General features: G+C 65.8%; 18 protein-coding genes. 7 read left to right on the top strand and 11 right to left on the bottom strand.

What is annotated here, in order from left to right:
- Position 1: 1 nt before the first annotated feature.
- The 10 genes from GXN78_RS31120 to GXN78_RS31075 form a co-directional block, all read right to left on the bottom strand.
- Complete coding sequence (locus tag GXN78_RS31120) at positions 2 to 2761, bottom strand: DEAD/DEAH box helicase (protein ID WP_239143036.1); 2760 nt, start codon at positions 2759 to 2761, stop codon at positions 2 to 4.
- Positions 2762 to 3899: 1138 nt separating this feature from the next.
- Complete coding sequence (locus GXN78_RS31115; protein ID WP_106559413.1) at positions 3900 to 4313, bottom strand: type II toxin-antitoxin system VapC family toxin; 414 nt, start codon at positions 4311 to 4313, stop codon at positions 3900 to 3902.
- Entirely contained in the window at positions 4310 to 4561 is a 252-nt protein-coding gene (locus GXN78_RS31110) for a type II toxin-antitoxin system Phd/YefM family antitoxin (protein WP_106559414.1), read from the bottom strand. The genes GXN78_RS31115 and GXN78_RS31110 overlap by 4 nt, the downstream gene beginning before the upstream one ends.
- 97 nt (positions 4562 to 4658) lie before the next feature.
- On the bottom strand, positions 4659 to 4847 hold the full coding sequence (locus tag GXN78_RS31105) for a hypothetical protein (protein ID WP_146163142.1): 189 nt from the start codon (positions 4845 to 4847) through the stop codon (positions 4659 to 4661).
- A 287-nt stretch (positions 4848 to 5134) separates the two neighbouring features.
- Complete coding sequence (locus GXN78_RS31100; protein WP_106559415.1) at positions 5135 to 7027, bottom strand: phage integrase family protein; 1893 nt, start codon at positions 7025 to 7027, stop codon at positions 5135 to 5137.
- A complete protein-coding gene (locus GXN78_RS31095) occupies positions 7024 to 7287 on the bottom strand; it encodes a hypothetical protein (RefSeq protein WP_106559416.1) in 264 nt (87 codons plus the stop codon). Before GXN78_RS31095 ends, GXN78_RS31100 begins: the two co-directional genes overlap by 4 nt.
- 322 nt (positions 7288 to 7609) lie before the next feature.
- Positions 7610 to 8023 carry a PIN domain-containing protein gene (locus GXN78_RS31090; RefSeq protein ID WP_106559417.1) on the bottom strand — a complete coding sequence of 138 codons (414 nt, stop codon included), beginning with the start codon at positions 8021 to 8023 and terminating at the stop codon, positions 7610 to 7612.
- Positions 8020 to 8307 carry a hypothetical protein gene (locus GXN78_RS31085; protein ID WP_106559418.1) on the bottom strand — a complete coding sequence of 96 codons (288 nt, stop codon included), beginning with the start codon at positions 8305 to 8307 and terminating at the stop codon, positions 8020 to 8022. The genes GXN78_RS31090 and GXN78_RS31085 overlap by 4 nt, the downstream gene beginning before the upstream one ends.
- A gap of 285 nt (positions 8308 to 8592) precedes the next feature.
- Positions 8593 to 9696 (bottom strand): ParB/RepB/Spo0J family partition protein, encoded by a 1104-nt coding sequence (locus GXN78_RS31080; RefSeq protein WP_106559419.1) that lies wholly within the window; start codon positions 9694 to 9696, stop codon positions 8593 to 8595.
- 224 nt (positions 9697 to 9920) lie between these two features.
- The gene (locus tag GXN78_RS31075; RefSeq protein ID WP_239143035.1) at positions 9921 to 11165 is read right to left on the bottom strand and encodes an AAA family ATPase; all 1245 of its coding nucleotides are present in this window, start codon (positions 11163 to 11165) and stop codon (positions 9921 to 9923) included.
- A gap of 518 nt (positions 11166 to 11683) precedes the next feature.
- Between GXN78_RS31075 and GXN78_RS31070 the strand changes: the two genes are divergently transcribed.
- The 5 genes from GXN78_RS31070 to GXN78_RS31050 all read left to right on the top strand — a co-directional run bounded on the left by GXN78_RS31070 (position 11684) and on the right by GXN78_RS31050 (position 16162).
- Positions 11684 to 13030, top strand: coding sequence for a replication initiation protein (locus GXN78_RS31070; RefSeq protein WP_106559420.1), 1347 nt, complete (start codon positions 11684 to 11686; stop codon positions 13028 to 13030).
- An 890-nt stretch (positions 13031 to 13920) separates the two neighbouring features.
- Positions 13921 to 14328: an FHA domain-containing protein gene (locus GXN78_RS31065; RefSeq protein ID WP_164255978.1), complete on the top strand. Its 408-nt coding sequence runs from the start codon at positions 13921 to 13923 to the stop codon at positions 14326 to 14328.
- 228 nt (positions 14329 to 14556) lie between these two features.
- Positions 14557 to 14925: a hypothetical protein gene (locus GXN78_RS31060; protein ID WP_106559422.1), complete on the top strand. Its 369-nt coding sequence runs from the start codon at positions 14557 to 14559 to the stop codon at positions 14923 to 14925.
- Positions 14925 to 15563, top strand: coding sequence for a zeta toxin family protein (locus tag GXN78_RS31055; protein WP_106559423.1), 639 nt, complete (start codon positions 14925 to 14927; stop codon positions 15561 to 15563). The genes GXN78_RS31060 and GXN78_RS31055 overlap by 1 nt, the downstream gene beginning before the upstream one ends.
- A 323-nt stretch (positions 15564 to 15886) precedes the next feature.
- On the top strand, positions 15887 to 16162 hold the full coding sequence (locus GXN78_RS31050) for a hypothetical protein (protein WP_106559424.1): 276 nt from the start codon (positions 15887 to 15889) through the stop codon (positions 16160 to 16162).
- 160 nt (positions 16163 to 16322) lie between these two features.
- Here the strand turns inward: GXN78_RS31050 and GXN78_RS31045 are convergent, their stop codons facing one another.
- On the bottom strand, positions 16323 to 17582 hold the full coding sequence (locus GXN78_RS31045; protein WP_164255975.1) for a glycosyltransferase: 1260 nt from the start codon (positions 17580 to 17582) through the stop codon (positions 16323 to 16325).
- On the opposite strand from GXN78_RS31045, the gene GXN78_RS31040 reads away from it, so the two are divergent.
- Positions 17572 to 18183, top strand: coding sequence for a MarR family transcriptional regulator (locus GXN78_RS31040; RefSeq protein ID WP_164255972.1), 612 nt, complete (start codon positions 17572 to 17574; stop codon positions 18181 to 18183). The genes GXN78_RS31045 and GXN78_RS31040 overlap by 11 nt on opposite strands.
- Positions 18184 to 18369: 186 nt before the next feature.
- Positions 18370 to 18597 carry a hypothetical protein gene (locus GXN78_RS31035; RefSeq protein WP_106559426.1) on the top strand — a complete coding sequence of 76 codons (228 nt, stop codon included), beginning with the start codon at positions 18370 to 18372 and terminating at the stop codon, positions 18595 to 18597.
- Positions 18598 to 18638: the final 41 nt, after the last annotated feature.

Raw genomic sequence — 18638 nt, 5'->3', positions numbered from 1 at the left:
CTTACCGGGCCTTGGCCTCGTCCATGGCGCTGCCGATATCAAGCGCGACCATGCGCAGCAACTCGTCGTTGCTCAGCTCCGTCATCAGTGTCTCGCCGCCGCCATCGATGACCTGGTTCGACAAACCCAGTTTGGCTTCGACGAGGGCGTCGATCTTCTCCTCCACCGTACCACGGCAGACGAACTTGTGGACCAGCACGTTGCTCTTCTGGCCGATTCGATAGGCGCGATCGGTCGCCTGATTTTCCACGGCCGGGTTCCACCACCGATCGAAATGCACGACGTGCGATGCTGCGGTCAGGTTCAGGCCTGTGCCGCCCGCCTTGAGCGAGAGCACGAAGAACGGCGGCCCCTGCTCGCGCTGAAAGGCCTCGACCAGCGCCGCGCGTGCCTTCACCGCGGTGCCGCCGTGAAGCACCAGTCCGGGGCGCCCGAAAACGCCTTGCAGAAACTGCGCGAGCGGCCCCGTCATTTCCTGGAACTGCGTGAAGACCAGCACCTTCTCCTGGCGCGCCGCGACCGCCTCGCACAATTCCCGCAGGCGTGCGAACTTGCCGCTGTCGTGCGGCCCGTACGCATCGTCGCCCAGCCATTGCGAAGGATGGTTGCAGATCTGCTTGAAGCGCATCAGGAAGGCCAGGACCACGCCGCGCCGTTGGATGCCCTCCAAGGTCTCGACCTGCCTGGCCAGCGCGTCGACCGCCTGCTGATACAGGCTCGCCTGCAGCCTGCTCAGTGCGCAGTACGCCTTGACTTCGGTCTTGTCGGGCAGGTCGGCGATGACCCGCTTGTCGCTCTTCAGGCGCCTCAGGATGTAGGGTCGCACCAGGTTGCGCAGCGGCGCGTAGTCGACGTGCTCCCTGCTCGCCAGGCTGCGCACGAAGCGGTTGAAGGTCGCAGCCGGGCCGAGCAGCCCCGGGCAGATGAAATCGAAGAGCGACCACAAGTCGCCGAGCCGGTTCTCCACGGGCGTGCCCGTCAGCGCGATGCGCACGCGGCTCCTGAGCGCCTTGATCTTGCGCGTCTGCTGCGCCCCGGGATTCTTGATGGCCTGTGCTTCGTCCAGCACGACCAACGACCACTGCACTTCGCCCATCCAGGCAAGGCGCGTCACGGTGCCATAGCTCGTCACGACGACATCGACGCCCGCCAGCCGCTTTTCAGAGAACGCCGCCAATTCCTTGGCCGCCATCGCCGACGGATGCGCGACCAGGAGCCGCAAGTGGGGTGCGAAGCGCGCTGCCTCCGCTTGCCAATTGGCGATCAGCGAGGCGGGCACGACCAATAGATGGGGCCCCGGGTCGCGCTCACGCTTGAGCAGCGACAACAGACCGAGCACCTGAACGGTCTTGCCCAGGCCCATGTCGTCGGCAAGGCAGCCGCCCAGTCCCAGGCGGTTGAGCAACCACAGCCAATGCACACCCTTGCGTTGATAGGGTCGCAGCTGTGCCTTGAGTTCGGGCTGGGGATCGGTGGCCTCACCTGACTCGCCAGGCTCGCGCAGGTGCGCGAGCGTGTTGTGCAACCAGTCGCCCGCCAGGACCGTCGACCACTCGGCGCTGGATTGCGCCAACTCTGCGTTGGACTTGGCGTCGATGACGGCGCCCGACAGCAGGCGCATCCCGTCGAGAAAGGAAATCCCGTCGGCGGCGGCCGAGCGCTGCACCTTCTTCCAATGGGCCAACACGGCGTCCAGCTTTTCTCGGTCGACCTCGACCCAGCGTCCCTTGAGCCGGACCAGACCGTCACCCGCCGCGGCCAATTGCTTCCACTCCTCCTCGGAAAGCGGTTCGCCGTCGAGCGTGAGTTCGACCTTGAAGTCGAGCATCGTGGCCAGCCCCAGGCCCGAGGCGTGCTGACCCAGGTTCACCCGCACTTGCGGGCGCGGCGGCTGCCGCGGCTTCCACCAGTCCGGGATGCGCACGACGAGGCCGCTGGCTTCGAACACGGGCACGTTGCGCAGGAACTGGTACGCCTCGGGCGGCGACCAGGCCAGCGGATGAAACACCTTGCCCGCATCGACCAACGCCTTCAGCCACGGGCTTTGCTCGGCCGCCTTGTGCACGGGCAGGAGCAACTTCAACAGCCCGGCGCGATCCTGGGCCTCGGAATAGCTGTGCAGCGCTCGCCCCAGGGGCACGTGCTGGACGCGAGCGTCCTTCGACACATGGCTCGCGCAGGTGGCGAGAAAGGCGAACGGTGCCTGCTCGTTGCTCTTGTTCTCGGCCAGATGAAAACACACGCGGCCCACCAGGTTCCAGCTCGGGTGCTTGCCTCGCAGCCAGGTATCGACCTCGCCACCGCCGGCGGCGATTTCCTCGCGCACTGCCGTGTGCAAGTCGACCCACCATGCATCGAGCACCGCGCCGTCGAGGTATTCCGCACCCGTCATGGGTGGCGCTGCGGCGGCCAGTTGTTCCAGCGCTGCGCGGGGGGCGGGCAACTCGGCGCTCGCCCAGTTTTCGGCCAATGTGGCAAGGGCCGTCAGCCGCACCATGAACAGATGTGCGAACTCGCGGCCGAAGGCCAGTGCGGGGGTCAGGGCGCCGCCCAGTTCCACCGCGCCCAGCTGCAGCAAGCCATGCGCGCCGCTGCGCTCGAAGGCCTTGCAAATGCGCGTTGCCGCGGGCGATGCCGGGGCGTCGGCCACGCCGCGCGCCGGCTCCAGGTAGACCCGGCCGGCAGGCGAGATGGCAAGGTCAAGGGCCAAGCCAATGAGATCGCCCTGGGGGGCAGGCATAGTGCCATCGAGATCAGCCATGGGAAGATTCTCCGGCGCAAACCGGCATCGGCCGGCCGACGCAAGGGCCGTGCGTGCGATGGGCAGGCCTGTGGGGGAGGTGGGTGTTGGCCAATGTCAAACACGTCGCAGTGCCGTCACTGGCCCTGCGTCAGGAGGGTCAAGTTGTGCGTCCAAGGCCGTCGTGTCACCCAGCGGTGTCACTTTCTCGTCGCCGTCGTACGCCTCGAAAAACTGCCGCATTCGGACCAACTCGATGAGGCCGACCACTTCAGCGAACGAGTTTCGATGGGCTCTGCAGCGCCAGACTGGACCATGACTTGAGCGGCGGGCGCATGTGCCTTCGCCGTGGCTTTTGCGGGCGTTCACGCTGATGTTCCTTTGCGCAATTCGTCGACCAGGTCACCGGCCTCGCGTTCGAGGGCGGGCACCGGCGAGCCATTGCGCGCTGGCGAAACATGCTGCCCGAATTCTCTTCTGGCCATCCGTGGTGAACCGCTGCTTGAATGCGGAAATCATCGGGTGATAGATCCCGAGTCAATCTTGTCTTGACTTCCAGGCCCCCGCATTGCTGCGAGCCTGGGCTCCCTCTCGCTGGTGCGGGTCATGGACGCGGTCCCAACGGACGCATGTCCCAGATTGTTCTGGACAACCTGGATCGGCACGGGCGTCTGCCCTGCCCTGCCCTGCCCTGCCCTGCCCTGCAGCGCGTGTGACCCGTGTCGCAGCCAATGCGTGCTCGCTCTTCTCAGTTGCTGCGCGTCAACGCCTTCGACGCTGGCGGCGGCCTGCGCGAGGAACACCTTGATCGCCTGGTAGAGCCCTGAAGCCGACCATGCCACCCGCAGCTCTCGCCGCGGGGCATGTATTACGCGGCTCGATACCCGGCCCGCGCGTACCCCTGTCAACGCTTCGCCCACACCCTCACGAATGTGTACGCATGACTCGGGGCCGCCGTAGCTGGCTAAGCCTTCAACGTATGACTCTTTCATTCACAACACCTCGCCGGTTTTGACCGGCGAGAGTTTCAAAATCTTGCCGACATGTCGCAGATTGCTTTGGAGCCGGCTGCGACAGAAGGTGCGGAGAGAAAACAAAGAGGGCGGGCCTGAGCAGGAACGCCTCGGACGTGTGACGGTGCGCACTCGCGAAGCGCGTCTTACCCCTCCCAGGGATTGATCAGTCGCACGGTAAGGCCCTCGAAGTCCCGGGTGTTGCGCGTGACCAGCGTCAGGTCGTGCTGCAAGGCCGTGGCGGCAAGCAGCCCGTCGATGGCCGGCAGCGTGCGGCCCGCACGCGCCTGTACCTGACCCCAACGATCAGCGACCTGGGCATCGATGCCCAGCAGTCTGCCGACGAAGTAATTGGGCAGCTCCACTTCCAACCAGTCCGTCAATGTCTGGCGAAAGGCCGCGTCCGTGACGCCCTCGATGCCCTTGCGGATCTCCCCCAAGCTCAGCACGCTCAAGTAGAGGGATTGGCGCGGCCGCGCCTGAATCCAGGTCACGACCCGCGGGTCGGCTTGCTTGCGGCGCAGTTCCGACAGGACGTTGGTATCAATCAGGTAGCTCAAAACTCGAGCTCGCGCGGCGGGCTGCGATCGCGCTCAAATTCGATGTCTTCCCGGCGGTACAGCGGCGAGGCGCGCATGAAGTCCGCCAACGACTGCTCATTGCCGCTTAGGCGGTCGAACAGTTCGCGCGACACCACCACCGCGACGGAACGTCCGTGGACGGTGATGTCTTGCGGCCCCTGCAGGGCCGCGTGCTTGACCAACTCGGAGAACCGCGCCTTCGCGGCTTGCATTTGCCAGCTTTGCATAAGTCTCCCCAAGAATCTGACTAGACAGGTCAGAATTATGCATGGAATCTGCACCAGATGTCCAACCGCATTGAATTCCCACTTGCTTGGCAGCCAGTCAAAGCGCAGAAAGCTCGGCCGAACTGCTCGCCGTCGGGCAGCGCGACCCCAAAGGCTGAACGGCTTGGCGCAGCGCTTCGTGGCACGCCCCGAGCGGGCTGCGGCGCAGGCCCGGGTGAACGCGCCGGTGGAAGTGCTCGCAAATCTCGATGGCAGGCCAGTACTCCGGTTTGGCCATGGTCAGCACGGACTCGGCTTTTGCCGGGTAGGCTTCCTTGGCTGCCGGGCTCGAGCCCACAGTGCCTCGGCACCAAACGGAGCCGCCCCTTCATCGCGCTGATCAGACGTTCAACCGAAATCCTCAATCAGCCGTACACGGGCGAGTTGGTCAGCAGCCTGCTGACCAACTGCCTGCAGTACCCGCAGCTTCCAAATTTTCCGGATCATGTGATGAATGCCCCCAGGCCACCAAAGAGCCCGTCGCTCTTTCAAGCCGATCGGTTGCTCCAAGGGCGCCGCATCGCTTTGATTCTTTCATCCTTCTCGGTGGGCCAGATACATCGACGTCGTCTCGAGGGACGCGTGCCCCAGGTTGTTCTGCACCACCTGGATCGGCACGGGCGTCTGCCCTTCCCTGCCCTGCAGCGCGTGGGACCCGTGCGTATGCCGTAGCCAGTGCGTGCTGGCTTTTCTCAGTTGCCGCGCGTCCATGCCGTCGATACGGGTCGCAGCCTGCCCGAGGAACGCCTTGATGGCCTGGTAGAGCCCTGAGGCCGACCATCCCACCGGACGCTCGAGGTCTGTGTCGAAGCGTGCCATCACAGGGATGCCCTGGTTGCTGATCGCCCCCACCTGCCGCTCGAAGCCATGCCGCGCCAGCTCGTCGCCAAGCTCCTCGACCAGCTGCGCCGGTACCGGCACCTGGCGGATACGCCCCCCCTTCCCTCTGACCGACAGCAGCCAGCCGGTCGGCGTCGTCCCGTCGGCCGCCTCGTGCTCGACCTGCTCCAGGTCCTCGCACTGGACGCTCGTGATCTCGGCCAGACGAAGCCCGGTGGCATAGAGCCAGCGCATGCCGCGCCGCAGACGCCGCCCGGCTTCCGTGTCGACATGGTCCTGCAGCAGGGCGTCGAGATGGTCCCACTGCGCAAAGCTCAGGGTCCGCCTCGCGCCCAGCGGCCCCTGCGGATGCGGCGGAAGGGTGAGCGCCGCAAACGGGTTGCCGACCACGTAGCCCTGGCTCACGAGGAACGCGAACAGGCTGCGCAAGATGACCAGGGCCTGCCGCAGCGCCGCCGGCGCGAGGGGTCCTTCCAGCGGCCGCCACATCGGCGACCAGCGTTGGTGGTGCCGCGGCCCGCACCAGCTCGACGGCGGGTCGGCGATAAAGCCGCAGTAGGCGCTCGCATCGTCCACCGACAAGGAGGACAGCGCCTTCTTCCGCTCCAGGATCGACCACAGCAGCAGCCGCTCCGCTTCCTTGCGATAGGAGCGCTGGGTCGACGACAGTTCCCTGTTCCCCTCGCCCGGGCGCTGGGCGGCCAGCCAGGCGCCGATGGCTTCATGGTCGTTGACCGCCAGGAGCCGGCACCGGGCCTGCGGCGCGCGGTAGTGCCCCTCGCGGCCATCGAGCTCGGCGGGCAGCTGGAATTTTTCATAGGGCACGAGGGCCGTCGCCGCCGGCACCACCGAGGCCAAGGCGGTCGGTGTCAGCTGCGCCCGCGGCATGGCGACGTGCACGCCGACGCGCAGCCCGAGGACCGCTTCGTTGGCATGGAGCCAGTCCAGGATCCGGGCCGCCTTGCGCTCACCCACCCCGGGCACCTGGGCCCACCAGCGGGCACCGATGCCGTTGATGCGTTCGACCAGCGCGACCAGGGTCGGCAAGCCGGCGCGATCGAGCCTCGCGGCCAGCGACGGGTGCAGCCAGGCCGCCACGCTGTCGCTGGGGCGCGGATCCTGGACCACCAGGCCCTCGAGCCAGCGCAGCGCCTGCAGCTGGTGGTCGATGACGCGGGCGCGGCGCGACGGCCGGGCCGACCCGCCGCTTTGACTTGCGCCCTGCCCTCCCCCACCCCCTGCCGGGTAGGCGGCTTCGTAAGCCTCGATCTGCTCGGCCTCCGAGAAGTCCTCCAGGCCCTGCGCGGCCGCGAACTCGGCCAGGGTCGGCAGGGCCGGCGGGGCGGTGAAGCGATCGGGATCGAGCAGGATCAGCCGCGCCGTGCCCGGCTTCTGCTCGCGCCGCGCCGCCGCCGCGAACTGGTCGCGGATCCAGGCAATAGTCCGGCGCACCGTGCGCAGATCGGTGTGCTCGCCTTCGAGCCGCAGGTAGCGGTCCCAGCTGGCCCGTTCGTCCAGGCCCTGGGCCAGCGCCCGCATGAAGGCGAAGTGCCCGCGATGCAGCTTGCGCGGTGGCGGCTTCTTCACGTCAGCGTCGGCCCGCCGCCGGCGTCCGACGGCGACATCTGCCAGAACTTCCACCACGGGCGAGGCGCCATCGGCTCGGGCGGCAGCTGGTCCAACTGGCTCTGGCGCAGCCGGCGGCGCCGCTCGACTTCGAGCGCGTGCGCGACGCCGAAGGCAATCCGATCGCCATGGCCAGCGCGCGTGCGCCAGCTCGTGGCCAGGAGCACGAGCTTCTCGTCGTCAATTTGGGCGAGCTGCGATGGTGTGGGAATGGCGGTCATGGCACCATGAAGATAGCCGATTAAAAGCTGGACGGTTCGGGCGGAGGCTGCGGGCGTCGGTACCAGCACCCGCTCCCTGTTGGACAACCGGGTCGCCGATGGCACGCGACTTCCCTGGTGATTATCCACATAATCATCAATGCAGTTTTTATCTGCCGCACAGCGGCTTTTCCGAGATCATCTTCCTAAGTCCTTGCTGGCGTTAGGATTTTATCTCCTCTGGGCGTAGCACGTCGCTCCGAAAGCGGGATCCAAGGTTCGCCCGGGGCCGGTCGTCGACGATGTTTTGCTGGCCGTTCCAGTGATCGGGCACTCGGCCCCGCTACGCCGTCCATGGGTTGATCACTTTCAGGCCCATCGCCTCGAACGGCCCGGTGCCGCGGGTTGCCACCGCCTCGATGCCATTGGCGTGCGCCACGGCCGCGAGCTGGGCGTTACCCCTGTGAATGGTGTGCCCTGCCCGACGCGCCCTTTCCGCCGTCTGCACATAGGACCGCGCGGCGAACTCGTCGAACGGCAAGCATCTGAATCGCGCAATCAGGCTGTTGACGGCTTCCTCGAGCCGCAATCCGCGGGCGCCGACGCCCAGGCAGGCTGCGCCGTCAAGCATGACCATGACGGTGACGGCGCTGATGCACAGTTGATCGACCACCTGATCGTCCAGCCAGGCGATCACGGCGGGGGCGGGGTGAGGCTTCAGAGGTTCTGTCAGGACGTCGGTATCGAGCAGGATCATTCGAACGTCGCCGGTTCGTTCCGCTCTCCCGGGCGCCGGAACAGGGCATCGATCTCCTCGTCGCCCATGCTTTCTCCTGCGGCAGCGAGGCTGGCCTGGAACTGACGGCCAATGGCGGCGAGCTGAGTGCCCAGGCCCGGCCCCCTTCTGCGCGTCGCATTGACCAGCAGCGTTCGGGCGAGGCCTTCCACGCTGCGCCGACCGCCTTTATGCGCGTCGGCTGCCATGACCTTGAGGGCCGCGTGGATGTCCTCGGGAATATCGCGGATGGTGATCGTCGCCATTGCTGTCATTCCTCTAGTTTGCTAGCAATGGTAGCGCGCGCTGCCCTCCCCTGCAAGTCGCTGCGTCAAATTGGGTGTCCCACTGCGCCCCGCCGGCCGCGGTTTTCCAACGCCGTGAGCCGCTTTCGGGCTTGCGCAAGGAGGCCCCGCGGGGGCACGGCGCGCGTACGTCTTCGCAGCGATTCGGGAGTCCCAGGACATGACCCTTCACGCCTTTGACTCGCCCATGCAGCGTGCCAGTATCACGTCCCACGTGCAGCGCCAACTCTTCCTGCGGACCCGTCCTCAGGCCTTGCTACCCACGAAACCGTCCATCAGCTTGACCAGCTTTCGACGCTGAGCCTCGGCCATCGGCTGATCAAAGGACAGGGTCACTCTCCCCTTCCGGTCGACGACGAGCGAGGCGATGCGCTTGCCAGCGTCGTCTTTCCATTCCGCCGTGGTTCCTGGCGCTTGCCGATGGACGCCGCCCTGCGCGGTGAGTTCGGCAAAGACTTCCGCCGGCGAAGGTGGAGGGACCCGAGTCGTTAGCTCACGCGATGCGGCGAGCAAGCCCTCAGGATCGCGCTGATGCGCATCCTTGAGCGGTGTGGCCCAGCGGAACTGGAGATTCAACGGCGAGCCGAACGCGCGGACGACCTCGCCCGGCAGTTTGGCCAGGGCCATCGCCTTGCCGATGTTGCCCAGGTCTCTATCGATGGCGGCGGCCAGTTGCTTGGCAGACGGAAAGAGGCCCTGCTCCAACGCGCGCATGTACATGACGCCCTGCTCCCACGCAGAAAGATCCTCGCGCTCCCGATTCTCGCGCTCCATCTCGACAAAAAGTTCGGCATCCCTCATGTCCGGTTGCACGAGCGCGAGCACCGGGAGACCCAGTTCCAGGCATGCCTGATGCCGACGATGGCCGAAGACGATCTCGAAGCTCGGCGAGCCTGCGGCCGCACCCTCGATCGGACGCACCTTGATCGGCTGGACGTTGCCGCCCGCACTCGCAATCTCCTCTTTCAGACGGGTGAAGGCCTCTGTCTTGAAGTGCGACAGATCCCGGTTGGCCCAGCTGGAGGCCTTGATCAGCTTCGGATCAATCGCCCGCGTTGCTTGTGCGCCGTCGAAGTCGCTCAGACGCTCACGAAGGCGCAACACCTCGCGGTGGACTTCGGATTGATCGGTCATGAAGGCCAGCATGGAGCCTGGCCCGGTCTTGGGCGCCACGGGAACTGCCGCCGGCTTGTTGGGCGTGGCGGACGCAATGGTGGCAGGGGCTTCGGAGCCCTTCGTGCCATCCAACCCTGCCTCCGACGTTGATGCGGTGTCCTGCCGCTGCTGACTGGCGGTGGGGAGATTTGCAGTGACGCTGAACGCGCGCTTCACCAGATCTTTATTTGCCATTGCGGATGTCCTTGTTCATGTTCTATCCAACGCTTTGCGTGGCCATGCGAGTGAACGAGATTGCGTACGGCTCTCGTGCCGGCTCCTTGCGCGGTGCGCATCCCTGCACGGACCAAAGCTGGATGCAACCCGCCTCCGGGAACGGGGGGTTGTACGGTACAACCCCCTGGAGGCTGTCGTGCTTGAGAAGCGGACAGGGGTCCGCTGCGTACCCGTCATGATCGCTAGGCCTCCACGCGCAGGGGGGTTGTACCGTACAACCCCCCTGCCAGTGCCGGCAACTGCCTGGCCCATCCGTTTCGAATCGAGACCTCGATGTGCTGCACAAAGAGGTCATAGGCGTCCCGGGCACGCTTGTATGTTTTGTCCTTCGCATCCCCCGCCTCGCTGTCGTAGACGGTCCCAAACCCGGATGACTTCTGGGAGGCGATCGACGTGCGCGGGATCTCCAGTGGCAGCACCTTCTCCTTGTAGGTGGCGCCAATCCATTCCCGCACGGCATCCGCTGTGGTCGACGCACCGCGCCCCGCCTTGGGCGGTACGCGAGACAAGAGAATATTGATGAAATCGAAGCTCTTGGTTTGTCCACGGCCTTCCAGCATCGTCTGGGTCAGGTCGGAGAACAGGGACCAGAACTGGGTGGACGAGGCGAAGTCCAGCGTCTCGGGAGGCAGCGGCATGATGATGCCGTTGGCCGCCATCAGGGCATTGATCGTCAGGTAAGACAAGGCAGGGGGGCTGTCGATGATGATCACGTCGTAATCCGCCCGGACGTCATCGATCCCGAGATCCAGGACCTTGTAAAACTCGAAGCCCGACAACCCTTCCTTGCCCTGGCGGGAGGGCAGCATGAACTCCGCGTCGAACAGCGAACTCGCGGCCGGCACCAGGTCCAGCCCGTCCCAGTACGTGCTTCGGATCATCGGCCGCACGCTCATGGACGAACCATCGGCCAGCGACATGATCGTGTCCTTGGCGCTGATCTCGACATCGGGGAGGATGCCGAAGAGCGTGGTCAGCGAGGCCTGAGGATCGGTGTCGATCACCAGCACCTTATGGCCCAGCAGCGTGAGTCCCTGGGCCAGGGTCATGGCCGTGGTGGTCTTCGTGGTGCCCCCCTTGAAGTTCGCAATGGAGATCGTGATCGCCTCAGCACCCTCCGGGCGCAGCATCTCCTTGCGGTAATCCCGCACCCACTGGCGCGTCTCGGCCAAGGTGAACAGCCTCTTGCGCCCGTTGGACACCAATGTCCCCGAAGGCATATCCTTGCGGCTCGCGACACGGTGAGCGAACGAGCCGCGCGAGGTGGCCTCGCACAGGGTAGCCACCTGGTCGGCGCTGAAGGAGGGCGCAGCCTTGCGAACCATCGGAGCCAACATGGCCGCGCGGATGCTCGACAACATGGCCGCCGCTTCCTCGGCCTGCTGGTGCACGCTGGCCAGGGTGATCTGGGGTCGAATTTCCATCATTGAACCAGTTTGTGATTGACGGCGCGATTGTGCGCGTTGGACGTGTTTTGCGCAAACAGTCGAAGTTTCGTCCAATCCACGCATCTGCTCTCCTGAAAAAGCTCCAAAGACTCCGTTCGGGGTTTTTAGAAGGTCAAATACCTTCAACTCCTTTAGTTCTTTGTGAAGAATATAATCAATAAAATCAACAAGTTAGCGGATGATTTGGAGAGCTTACAGTGAGCTTTGGAGGCTTTTCGGTGGAAGCCTGAGTGGATACGGTGGCATCCGGAGGATCTTCAGGCCGGACGCGGAGTGGACTCAGTCGGGTGCGCATCCGCACGGTCCAGGCGTGCCTAGCGTCCAAAATCTGCCCGTGAAACCGCCGAACCGGAGCTTTTTCAGTGACGCGCGCGCCCGTCAACGCACGCATCCCGGTGGCGAAAGCGGAGCTTTTACAGTGACCCCTGGAGAGAAGTTGCGACTGCGACAAGTGAATCCATGTTTCACATGAAGCTCACGGTCGGATACAGTTGGCCATGGCCATGGAAGCAACCCGAGAAGTGTCGACGCCCGCGCGCGGGGCAGTGCCGTTGCTCAAGCCCGTGTTCTCGCTGGCGCTGGTCCCCCAAAACAACAAGATCACGGCGTTGGGCCGCAGGACATGGAATGTGCTGCTTCACATCGCTCAGAACCAGGGACTGGAGCGAGAGACGTTTCGCGCCGCGCTGACGGACATCGTCAAAGGGCTCGACTACAACAGCGGGGACATGAAGATCATCAAGACGCACCTGCGCTCGATGATCACCACGCTGGTGGAGTGGCAGTCGCCCACCGCGGGCGAGTGGCAGACCTGGGATGTGTGCGGCATGCTCTCGCATGCCAGGCTCACCAAGGAACGCGGGCAGATCTTTGTCGAATGGTCGTATGCGGTGAACATGCGCAACGAACTTCTGGATCCGGAAATCTTTGCAAAGCTGTCGCTGGAAGTCATTTCACAACTGGGCTCCCATCCCGCGGTGGCGCTCTACGAGATCTGTTCCCGGTATCTGGGCGTCGGGCAGACGGCACGCAAGGCATGGTCCTGGTGGCGGCCTGTGTTGCTGGGGCGGCCCGATGACGAACGTCTGCAGCGCCTTGAGTACCGCATTTTCAAGCGCGATACGCTGCGGCCCGCGCTCGCCGAGATCAATGCCTTGGCGGATATCGAGATCGAAATGCTCGAGTTCAAGTCGGGGCGGTTCGTGTCGGACCTTCAGTTCACCGTACGAAAGAAGCCCCAGCGGGTTCTGGCGCTTCAACAACGCTCGGCCGCCGAACCGGTCGATGTTGGTGTCCTGGCCAGCGCGGAGCGGCTGGGCATTGATCACACGAGGATCGAGCGACTGATCGAGGAGTTTGGCGATGCTGCGGTCGCCACCGCGATCGAGGCGGTCGAGAAGCGCGCGGCCAGCGCCTTCCCGGAGCCATTGCGCGATCCACTTCGCTACTTGAAAAGCGTACTGCCCGGTCACTTGGCCGCGCAGGAGGAGGAACTCGAGAAGGTCGCGGCGGCCAAAGAGCCCGCAGTCGTGCCCATGGAGTCCAGCGAGCGATTGGCCCAATGGGAGAAAAAATGGCTTGCCGAGCGCATCGAACTGCTTGCGGCCGAACTGGCGGCGCTGCCCGTAGAACGTCAGGGCGAGCTTGTTCAAGGACTCCAAGAGGACCTGGTGCGTCGAAATGTCCACCCGGCCGTGATTCAACGATTGGTGGGGAAGGGCTGGACTCACCCCATGGTGCGCCATGAGATGGTCAGCTTCTACGCCGCCGGCGCCTATGGGCCGAATTGGAACAAGCCGACCGACAAGCAACTGCTCGCGATCGCAGCAGCGCCCAACGCATGAAATCCTAGGTGCGAACGTGGGGCGATCGCTCCCCGGATCTATCGAAGAGCGTGGCCGCTAACTTCGGCCAGAGGGGCGCATTTGCGGGCTGGTTGGGCAGCAGCACCGTCACCGGTCGGAGGCGTCCCCTCAAACGGAACCACTGCGTGGGCCGAATTTACGATGGGAACTGTGAGCGCAATCGGGGACCCAGGCGAAATCCATTGGAATTGCGGCCCTCGCGTAGCGTTCCAGGCAGCGTGGATGCCGGCTGGTCCGGTGGGGCAGGGGGCTTCAAAGCCAGGAGAGGCCTGCAGCGCAATCGCGGGGAAATGCGCAAGCAGCGAGCCGCAACCCTTGTTCACAATCTCAAGCGTGCTTCGCGCCGCTCTCAATCCCATCCGTGTCTCACATTCAATCCCAAAACCTCTCACACGAATTCCCATGCGTACTCGCGTGGCCTGTCAGCACTGGGGAAACGGCGGCGCCGACTACCGCCTTCCGTTGATGGCTGGGCCAGGTCACTTGGCCCGAGAAGGCCACCGACCGGGTGCCGCTGGATTTGCGCTGGCCCAGGGCGTCGCCGGTATGTGACTGGATTGGCGGGGCCAGCTTCATCGTGCCCCTGCTCCACACCCGCGAGGCTCGTTGAGCAGGCGTGCATCAACTGCCACGTGCTCATGGGTCAGTGTGAGCACACGCTTTCGCATGAGCGCATGGCGCGCCCTGGCGCGAAATTGCCCAGTCGGGAGTCTGTGCTTGCCGAATCCTGGCGCCTTCCCCCGCGCGGCGGAGGGCAGGCCAGGGCACCGGTCCCTGAAGTTGTCCGCACCGCGAAGCGACAGCGTCCGACGGCAAGGCAGGCACGCGTCCGGCTCGACCCTTCTCGCATCGGCTCCGTAAGATGGCGCATGCCCAAGCTCATGATCACCTCGGCAGGCAAGACGGGCCAGGTGGACCTCGGACCGATGGAAACCACGCTGGGCCGCGGCAAGCACAACGACGTCGTCCTCAACTCGATCTTTGCGAGCCGCAGCCACGCCGTGATCGTGGTCGAGCCGGCGTTCACCATCATCCAGGATCTCGGTAGCCAGAACGGGACCTTCGTGAACGGCGAGCGCATCCAGACGCAAGTGCTGGTCGACGGCGACGTACTGAGCCTTGGCGGATGCGAGCTGCGCTTCATCAGCGCCGAGCAGGAGTTCAGCGAAGTGGAGGCGCGCCGTCTTTCCTCCGTTCCGAACTGGTTGGAGGACGCGCACGGCAGCGATGAACCGACCGCGCCGGACGACGCGTTCAAGACGCGGGGCAAGGGATAGCCGAGCCATTCGGTGGGAGGGTTTGGACTTCCCAACGGCCTCCTGCCGCGATGGCCTCCCATTTCACGGAAGCTTGACGGCTGCTCGGGCAAGGCGTTCCAACCGGCCGGCCTTTGAGCGCAGCGGATGCGGAAAAGTAAGTGGTTGCTTTGATTCTGCAGTCCCGATGGCAGCCAGGTCCCAGAAAATGGGTAAAATGGGCAAAACCTTTAATTTCAAGGATTTGCGATGGTCGCCCATACCGCCCCTGTCCGACCTGCCGGGATCGAGCGCCTCGCGCGCGACCTGCCGTCGTTCTCCGCCACCAAGCTGGCCTCGGGCATGCAGGCGGTGAGCAGCACGGTGATGGCGCGAGGCGCGGTGGTGATCACGCGCCACGAGAAGCCCTCGATGGTGCTGATGTCGGTGGAACGCTACCTGGAGATGGAGCAGGCGTCGGAGCCGAACCTGGAAGCCCTCACGCATCGCTTCGACGACATGTTCGCGCGCATGCAGGGCGAGGCCGCCGCACAGGCCATGGCCGATGCCTTCGCCATGGATCCTGCGGACCTCGGTGAGGCGGCGGTTGTCCAGGCGGCACAGGCAGCACGCGGCTGATGCCGGCACGGATCTTCGTGCTGGCCGGCGTCAACGGCGCCGGCAAGAGCAGCGTGGGCGGCGCTGCGCTGCTGCAGAAGAAGGTCGACTACTTCAACCCTGACCTGGCCGCCCGCGCGCTGCTCGATGCCAACCCGGGACTGTCGGCCGAGGCGGCCAATGCCCAGGCCTGGGAGTTCGGCCGCCAGGGGCTCGAGCGGGCCCTGGCGCAGGGACTGAATTTCGCCTTCGAGACCACGCTGGGCGCCAGGACCATTCCCCAGATGCTGCTCGACGGCGCGCGCCAGGGCGCGCAGGTGCATCTCTGGTATGCCGGGCTGTCGTCGCCGGAGCTGCACCTGCAGCGCGTCCGGGCGCGGGTGGCCGCTGGCGGTCATGACATCCCCGAAGTGAAGATCCGCGAGCGCTACGAGAGCAGCCGCGCCAACCTGATCCGGCTGCTGCCGCATCTGGCGAGCCTGCGCGTCTACGACAACAGCGCCGAAGGCGATCCGAAGGCCGGGCAGCGGCCCCAGCCGTTGCTGCTGCTGCACATGGAAGGCGGGCGCATCGTCGCCCACGTCGCGCTCGACCAGGTGCCGCAGTGGGCCAAGCCCGTCATGGCCGTGGCGCTGGGGCGCCCAGGCGGCGCGAGCTGAGCGATGGCCGCGCTGGTGACGCGTCGGGGGCTGATCCGAAAACGCCGAAGTGATGTTTACTGGGACCATCGCTGCCGGCGTCAGGCGAGAAGCGGGCGCCCCGTGCTGGGTCGACTCGCCGGGAATGCCGAGGCCACGCCGCAGATCTGCCGCGAGGACTTCGCCTGAGGAGGCGCCCGCGTGCTGCACCGTCCGAGCCATGAGATTCGTGCGCGACGCCCCCCAGTGCCGCCGGCGAAGCGCACTGGCACCGGGTCTATGCTGCACGGGTCTGCGCGACCTTCAACTGGGTGCCGTACTCAACAGCGACCAAGGAACACACCATGCCTGCCACGCCCGAAGAGCTCAAGAGACTCCTGGACGCCTTCGAGGAGGCGCATGCGCCGGTGGCGCGCGCGATGGCGGACCTGCTGATTCGCGGCAACGTCATCCTGGAAGAACACCGGATGCTGGAAGGTCCCATCGGTGACGCCTTCGAAGCCTTCGTCTTTCGTGTGCTCGACGACAACGCCATCCAGAAGGAAGCCTTTGCGAAGACGCTGGTGGCGTTGGACCGTCTGCGCGAGACCGTCGACCAACTCGATCAGTTGCCGCCCTGAATCCGCAGGCCGGTGCGCCGACCGCCCAGTCCTGCCGGGTTCGCGGGCCCTCCCGACTTGGCGTTTTCCGTGTTGATGCCCGGCTGCGCCAAGTGCCATCCCGGCTCTGCGAACGGCCGTCCACCGAACCCGCGGGCCGGCTCGCCGGCCCCGAGCGCGTTCAGCGTCTTCCCTCGGTCGCGCACTCGGACCCGGCATGCGCGCGCAGGTGCGCGATCACGGCCTCGGCGGCACGCCCGGCGCCATCGACCTCGACGTAGTGCCGTCGCGTCCGTGCGGCGGCTGCGGCATAGGACGGGTCGCCCACGATCTGGCGGACCGCCTGCGCCACCTTCGCCTCATCCGCGTGACGCGGTCCGATGGCGATCGCCATGCCGTGCCGAACGGCCAAGGCCACGTTGAGCTCCTGCTCCGGCTGCAGCGGAAAGCCGACGAAGGGCGTGCCGGCGGCCATCGCCGTCTGCACGCTGCCCTGTCCCCCCATGATCAGCGCCACGGCGACGCGCGGCATGATCCGATGGCTCGGCAAGATGGATTCCACGAGCACCTCGGCGCTTTCCAGGTCGTGCAGTTCGTGGATCGTCGCGCCGACGAGCACGCGCAGGCCGGCGTCCCGCACGCCCGAAACGACGCGCCGTATGAAAGCGGGCGTGCTCGACGACAGGCACACGTAGGCCGTCGGTCGTGCACCGTCGAGGAAGGCTTCCACCCTCGCCGGAATGGGCAGGTCGAGGCGGGCGTAAAGCGGGCCGACGTAGCGCAGGCGCGTGCCCGCGCGGTAGGCGCGCCGATCCCTGGGCGTCCATGCCGACATCGCTGCGTCGGAAATGCCCAGCACTTCGGGAACGTCGGTGACCAAGGTCAGGTCGCCCAGCATCAGCGCGGCCAGGCTGGGCACGGGCTCGACGTCCAGTTCGGCAGCAATCTCGTTCAGGAATGCGACCGGGCCGCGCATGCGGGGCGGCCCCAGGTTGGCCATCATCTTCAGCATCGAAGCGGGCAGCCAATCGAGTTGGGGAACGGGCGACTGCGAGGGTGCAGGTGCCAGCCCCTGCTCGAAGACCGGCGGAACGTAGGAGCCGCCATGCGAGGCCGCGAGCGGGATGCCGAGCACCCGGGCCGACAGGTAGGCCGTCAGCGTGAATCCGATCACGATCATGTCGGCCGCGTGGGCCCGCAGGAACGCCACCTCGCTGCGCACGCCGGCGCGCACTTCGTCAGGCGGCTGGAGCCGGGTGCCCGGCCTTCCCAGCGTGACGATGCCGGCGAGGTATTCCTCGCAACGCCGCGCGTCCATGGTGGGCTCCAGCAGCGTGTAGTGCACGCCCGCCTCGTCGAGCACGCGCGTGTAGGGACCGCCATGGGTTGCCAGGGTGACCTGCTCGCCGCGCGCCATGAGCGCCTGTGCAATGGCCAGCATGCGCGAGGTCTCCGAGAGGAATCCGCAATGCGGAAACAGAGCGATCATGGTGCCACCTTGCTGGTCATCGCCGGCGCGATCGAATATAGGTAATATATTCCCTATGGACCTTCGCCGTCAAATCCTGAACCTCGGGCTGGACGCAGATCGGGACGCCGAACAGGCCGATCGCGTCTTGCTGTTCCGGCTCCTTCTCGCCAGCGGCATGGAACTGCGCGCCCGCATGGACAGGCTGCTGGCGGACAGCGGCCTCACGACCCAGCAGGCGATGGTGCTGCAGGTGCTGCAAGGCCAGGCCGAGCCGCCCACGCTCAAGCAACTCGCGTCGAGCCTGGCGATGAGCCACCAGAACCTCAAGCAGATCGTCAGCGTGCTCGAGCGCAAGGGATTCGTCGAGATCGCCCTGGACGCGCAGGACGGGCGCCTTCGCCGTCTGCATCTGACGAAAATGCACCGTCAATTCTGGAAGCACCGCAACACGGACGATCACGCGGAAGTCGAGCGGTGGACGGCGGCGCTGTCGAACGCCGAAGTGCGCGGGCTCGTCCGGGGCTTGGACAAGCTCCACCAGGCCTTGATGGCGTCGCGGGATGCACGCTAGCGTCGAACGGCGCCCAGACGGACTCCCGAGGCATGGCGGTCTTTGGGAAGCCCGCTGCCTCGAACCCGCTGCGCAGACCGTTCGAATGCCTGGCGCGGTGCCGGAGATCTGGCGCGTGTTCCACCTCTCGCGGCGCGCTTGCGCGGGTGGCTCACCACCCGATCGGGGACTATCATCATCGCGCCCATGACCCCCCTGCCCACGCCGTCCCAGATCGCCCTCCTCGATGACGAGCGCCTCGAGGAGCTCGCCGTCAGCTGGCGCGCGCAGGCGCTGCGCGGCGACCGGCGGGCCTTCGGCGTGGCCCACGCCTTCGAAGTCGAACGGCGCAGGCGCCTGAGCGCGAGTCAGCTGCAGCAACTCGAGCCGCTGGCGCCGGTCGCGCCGCGCAAGCCGTGGTGGAAGTTCTGGTAACCCCGCCTCACGGCACGCCTGCAAACCCCACCCCGGGCACG

The organism is Variovorax sp. WS11, assembly GCF_010499245.1.
Classification (GTDB): domain Bacteria; phylum Pseudomonadota; class Gammaproteobacteria; order Burkholderiales; family Burkholderiaceae_C; genus Variovorax.
This window is presented reverse-complemented; position numbering and strand designations above follow the sequence as displayed.

Coding starts and splice junctions, on each gene's coding strand:
- GXN78_RS31110 (WP_106559414.1), bottom strand. CDS start 4,561: ATGCAAAGCTGGCAAATGCAAGCCGCGAAGGCGCGGTTCTCCGAGTTG.
- GXN78_RS31065 (WP_164255978.1), top strand. CDS start 13,921: ATGCCCAAGCTCATGATCACCTCGGCAGGCAAGACGGGCCAGGTGGAC.
- GXN78_RS31090 (WP_106559417.1), bottom strand. CDS start 8,023: ATGATCCTGCTCGATACCGACGTCCTGACAGAACCTCTGAAGCCTCAC.
- GXN78_RS31055 (WP_106559423.1), top strand. CDS start 14,925: ATGCCGGCACGGATCTTCGTGCTGGCCGGCGTCAACGGCGCCGGCAAG.
- GXN78_RS31060 (WP_106559422.1), top strand. CDS start 14,557: ATGGTCGCCCATACCGCCCCTGTCCGACCTGCCGGGATCGAGCGCCTC.
- GXN78_RS31080 (WP_106559419.1), bottom strand. CDS start 9,696: ATGGCAAATAAAGATCTGGTGAAGCGCGCGTTCAGCGTCACTGCAAAT.
- GXN78_RS31045 (WP_164255975.1), bottom strand. CDS start 17,582: ATGCTGGCCATTGCACAGGCGCTCATGGCGCGCGGCGAGCAGGTCACC.
- GXN78_RS31095 (WP_106559416.1), bottom strand. CDS start 7,287: ATGACCGCCATTCCCACACCATCGCAGCTCGCCCAAATTGACGACGAG.
- GXN78_RS31040 (WP_164255972.1), top strand. CDS start 17,572: ATGGCCAGCATGCGCGAGGTCTCCGAGAGGAATCCGCAATGCGGAAAC.
- GXN78_RS31070 (WP_106559420.1), top strand. CDS start 11,684: ATGGCCATGGAAGCAACCCGAGAAGTGTCGACGCCCGCGCGCGGGGCA.
- GXN78_RS31085 (WP_106559418.1), bottom strand. CDS start 8,307: ATGGCGACGATCACCATCCGCGATATTCCCGAGGACATCCACGCGGCC.
- GXN78_RS31120 (WP_239143036.1), bottom strand. CDS start 2,761: ATGGCTGATCTCGATGGCACTATGCCTGCCCCCCAGGGCGATCTCATT.
- GXN78_RS31035 (WP_106559426.1), top strand. CDS start 18,370: ATGACCCCCCTGCCCACGCCGTCCCAGATCGCCCTCCTCGATGACGAG.
- GXN78_RS31050 (WP_106559424.1), top strand. CDS start 15,887: ATGCCTGCCACGCCCGAAGAGCTCAAGAGACTCCTGGACGCCTTCGAG.
- GXN78_RS31075 (WP_239143035.1), bottom strand. CDS start 11,165: ATGATGGAAATTCGACCCCAGATCACCCTGGCCAGCGTGCACCAGCAG.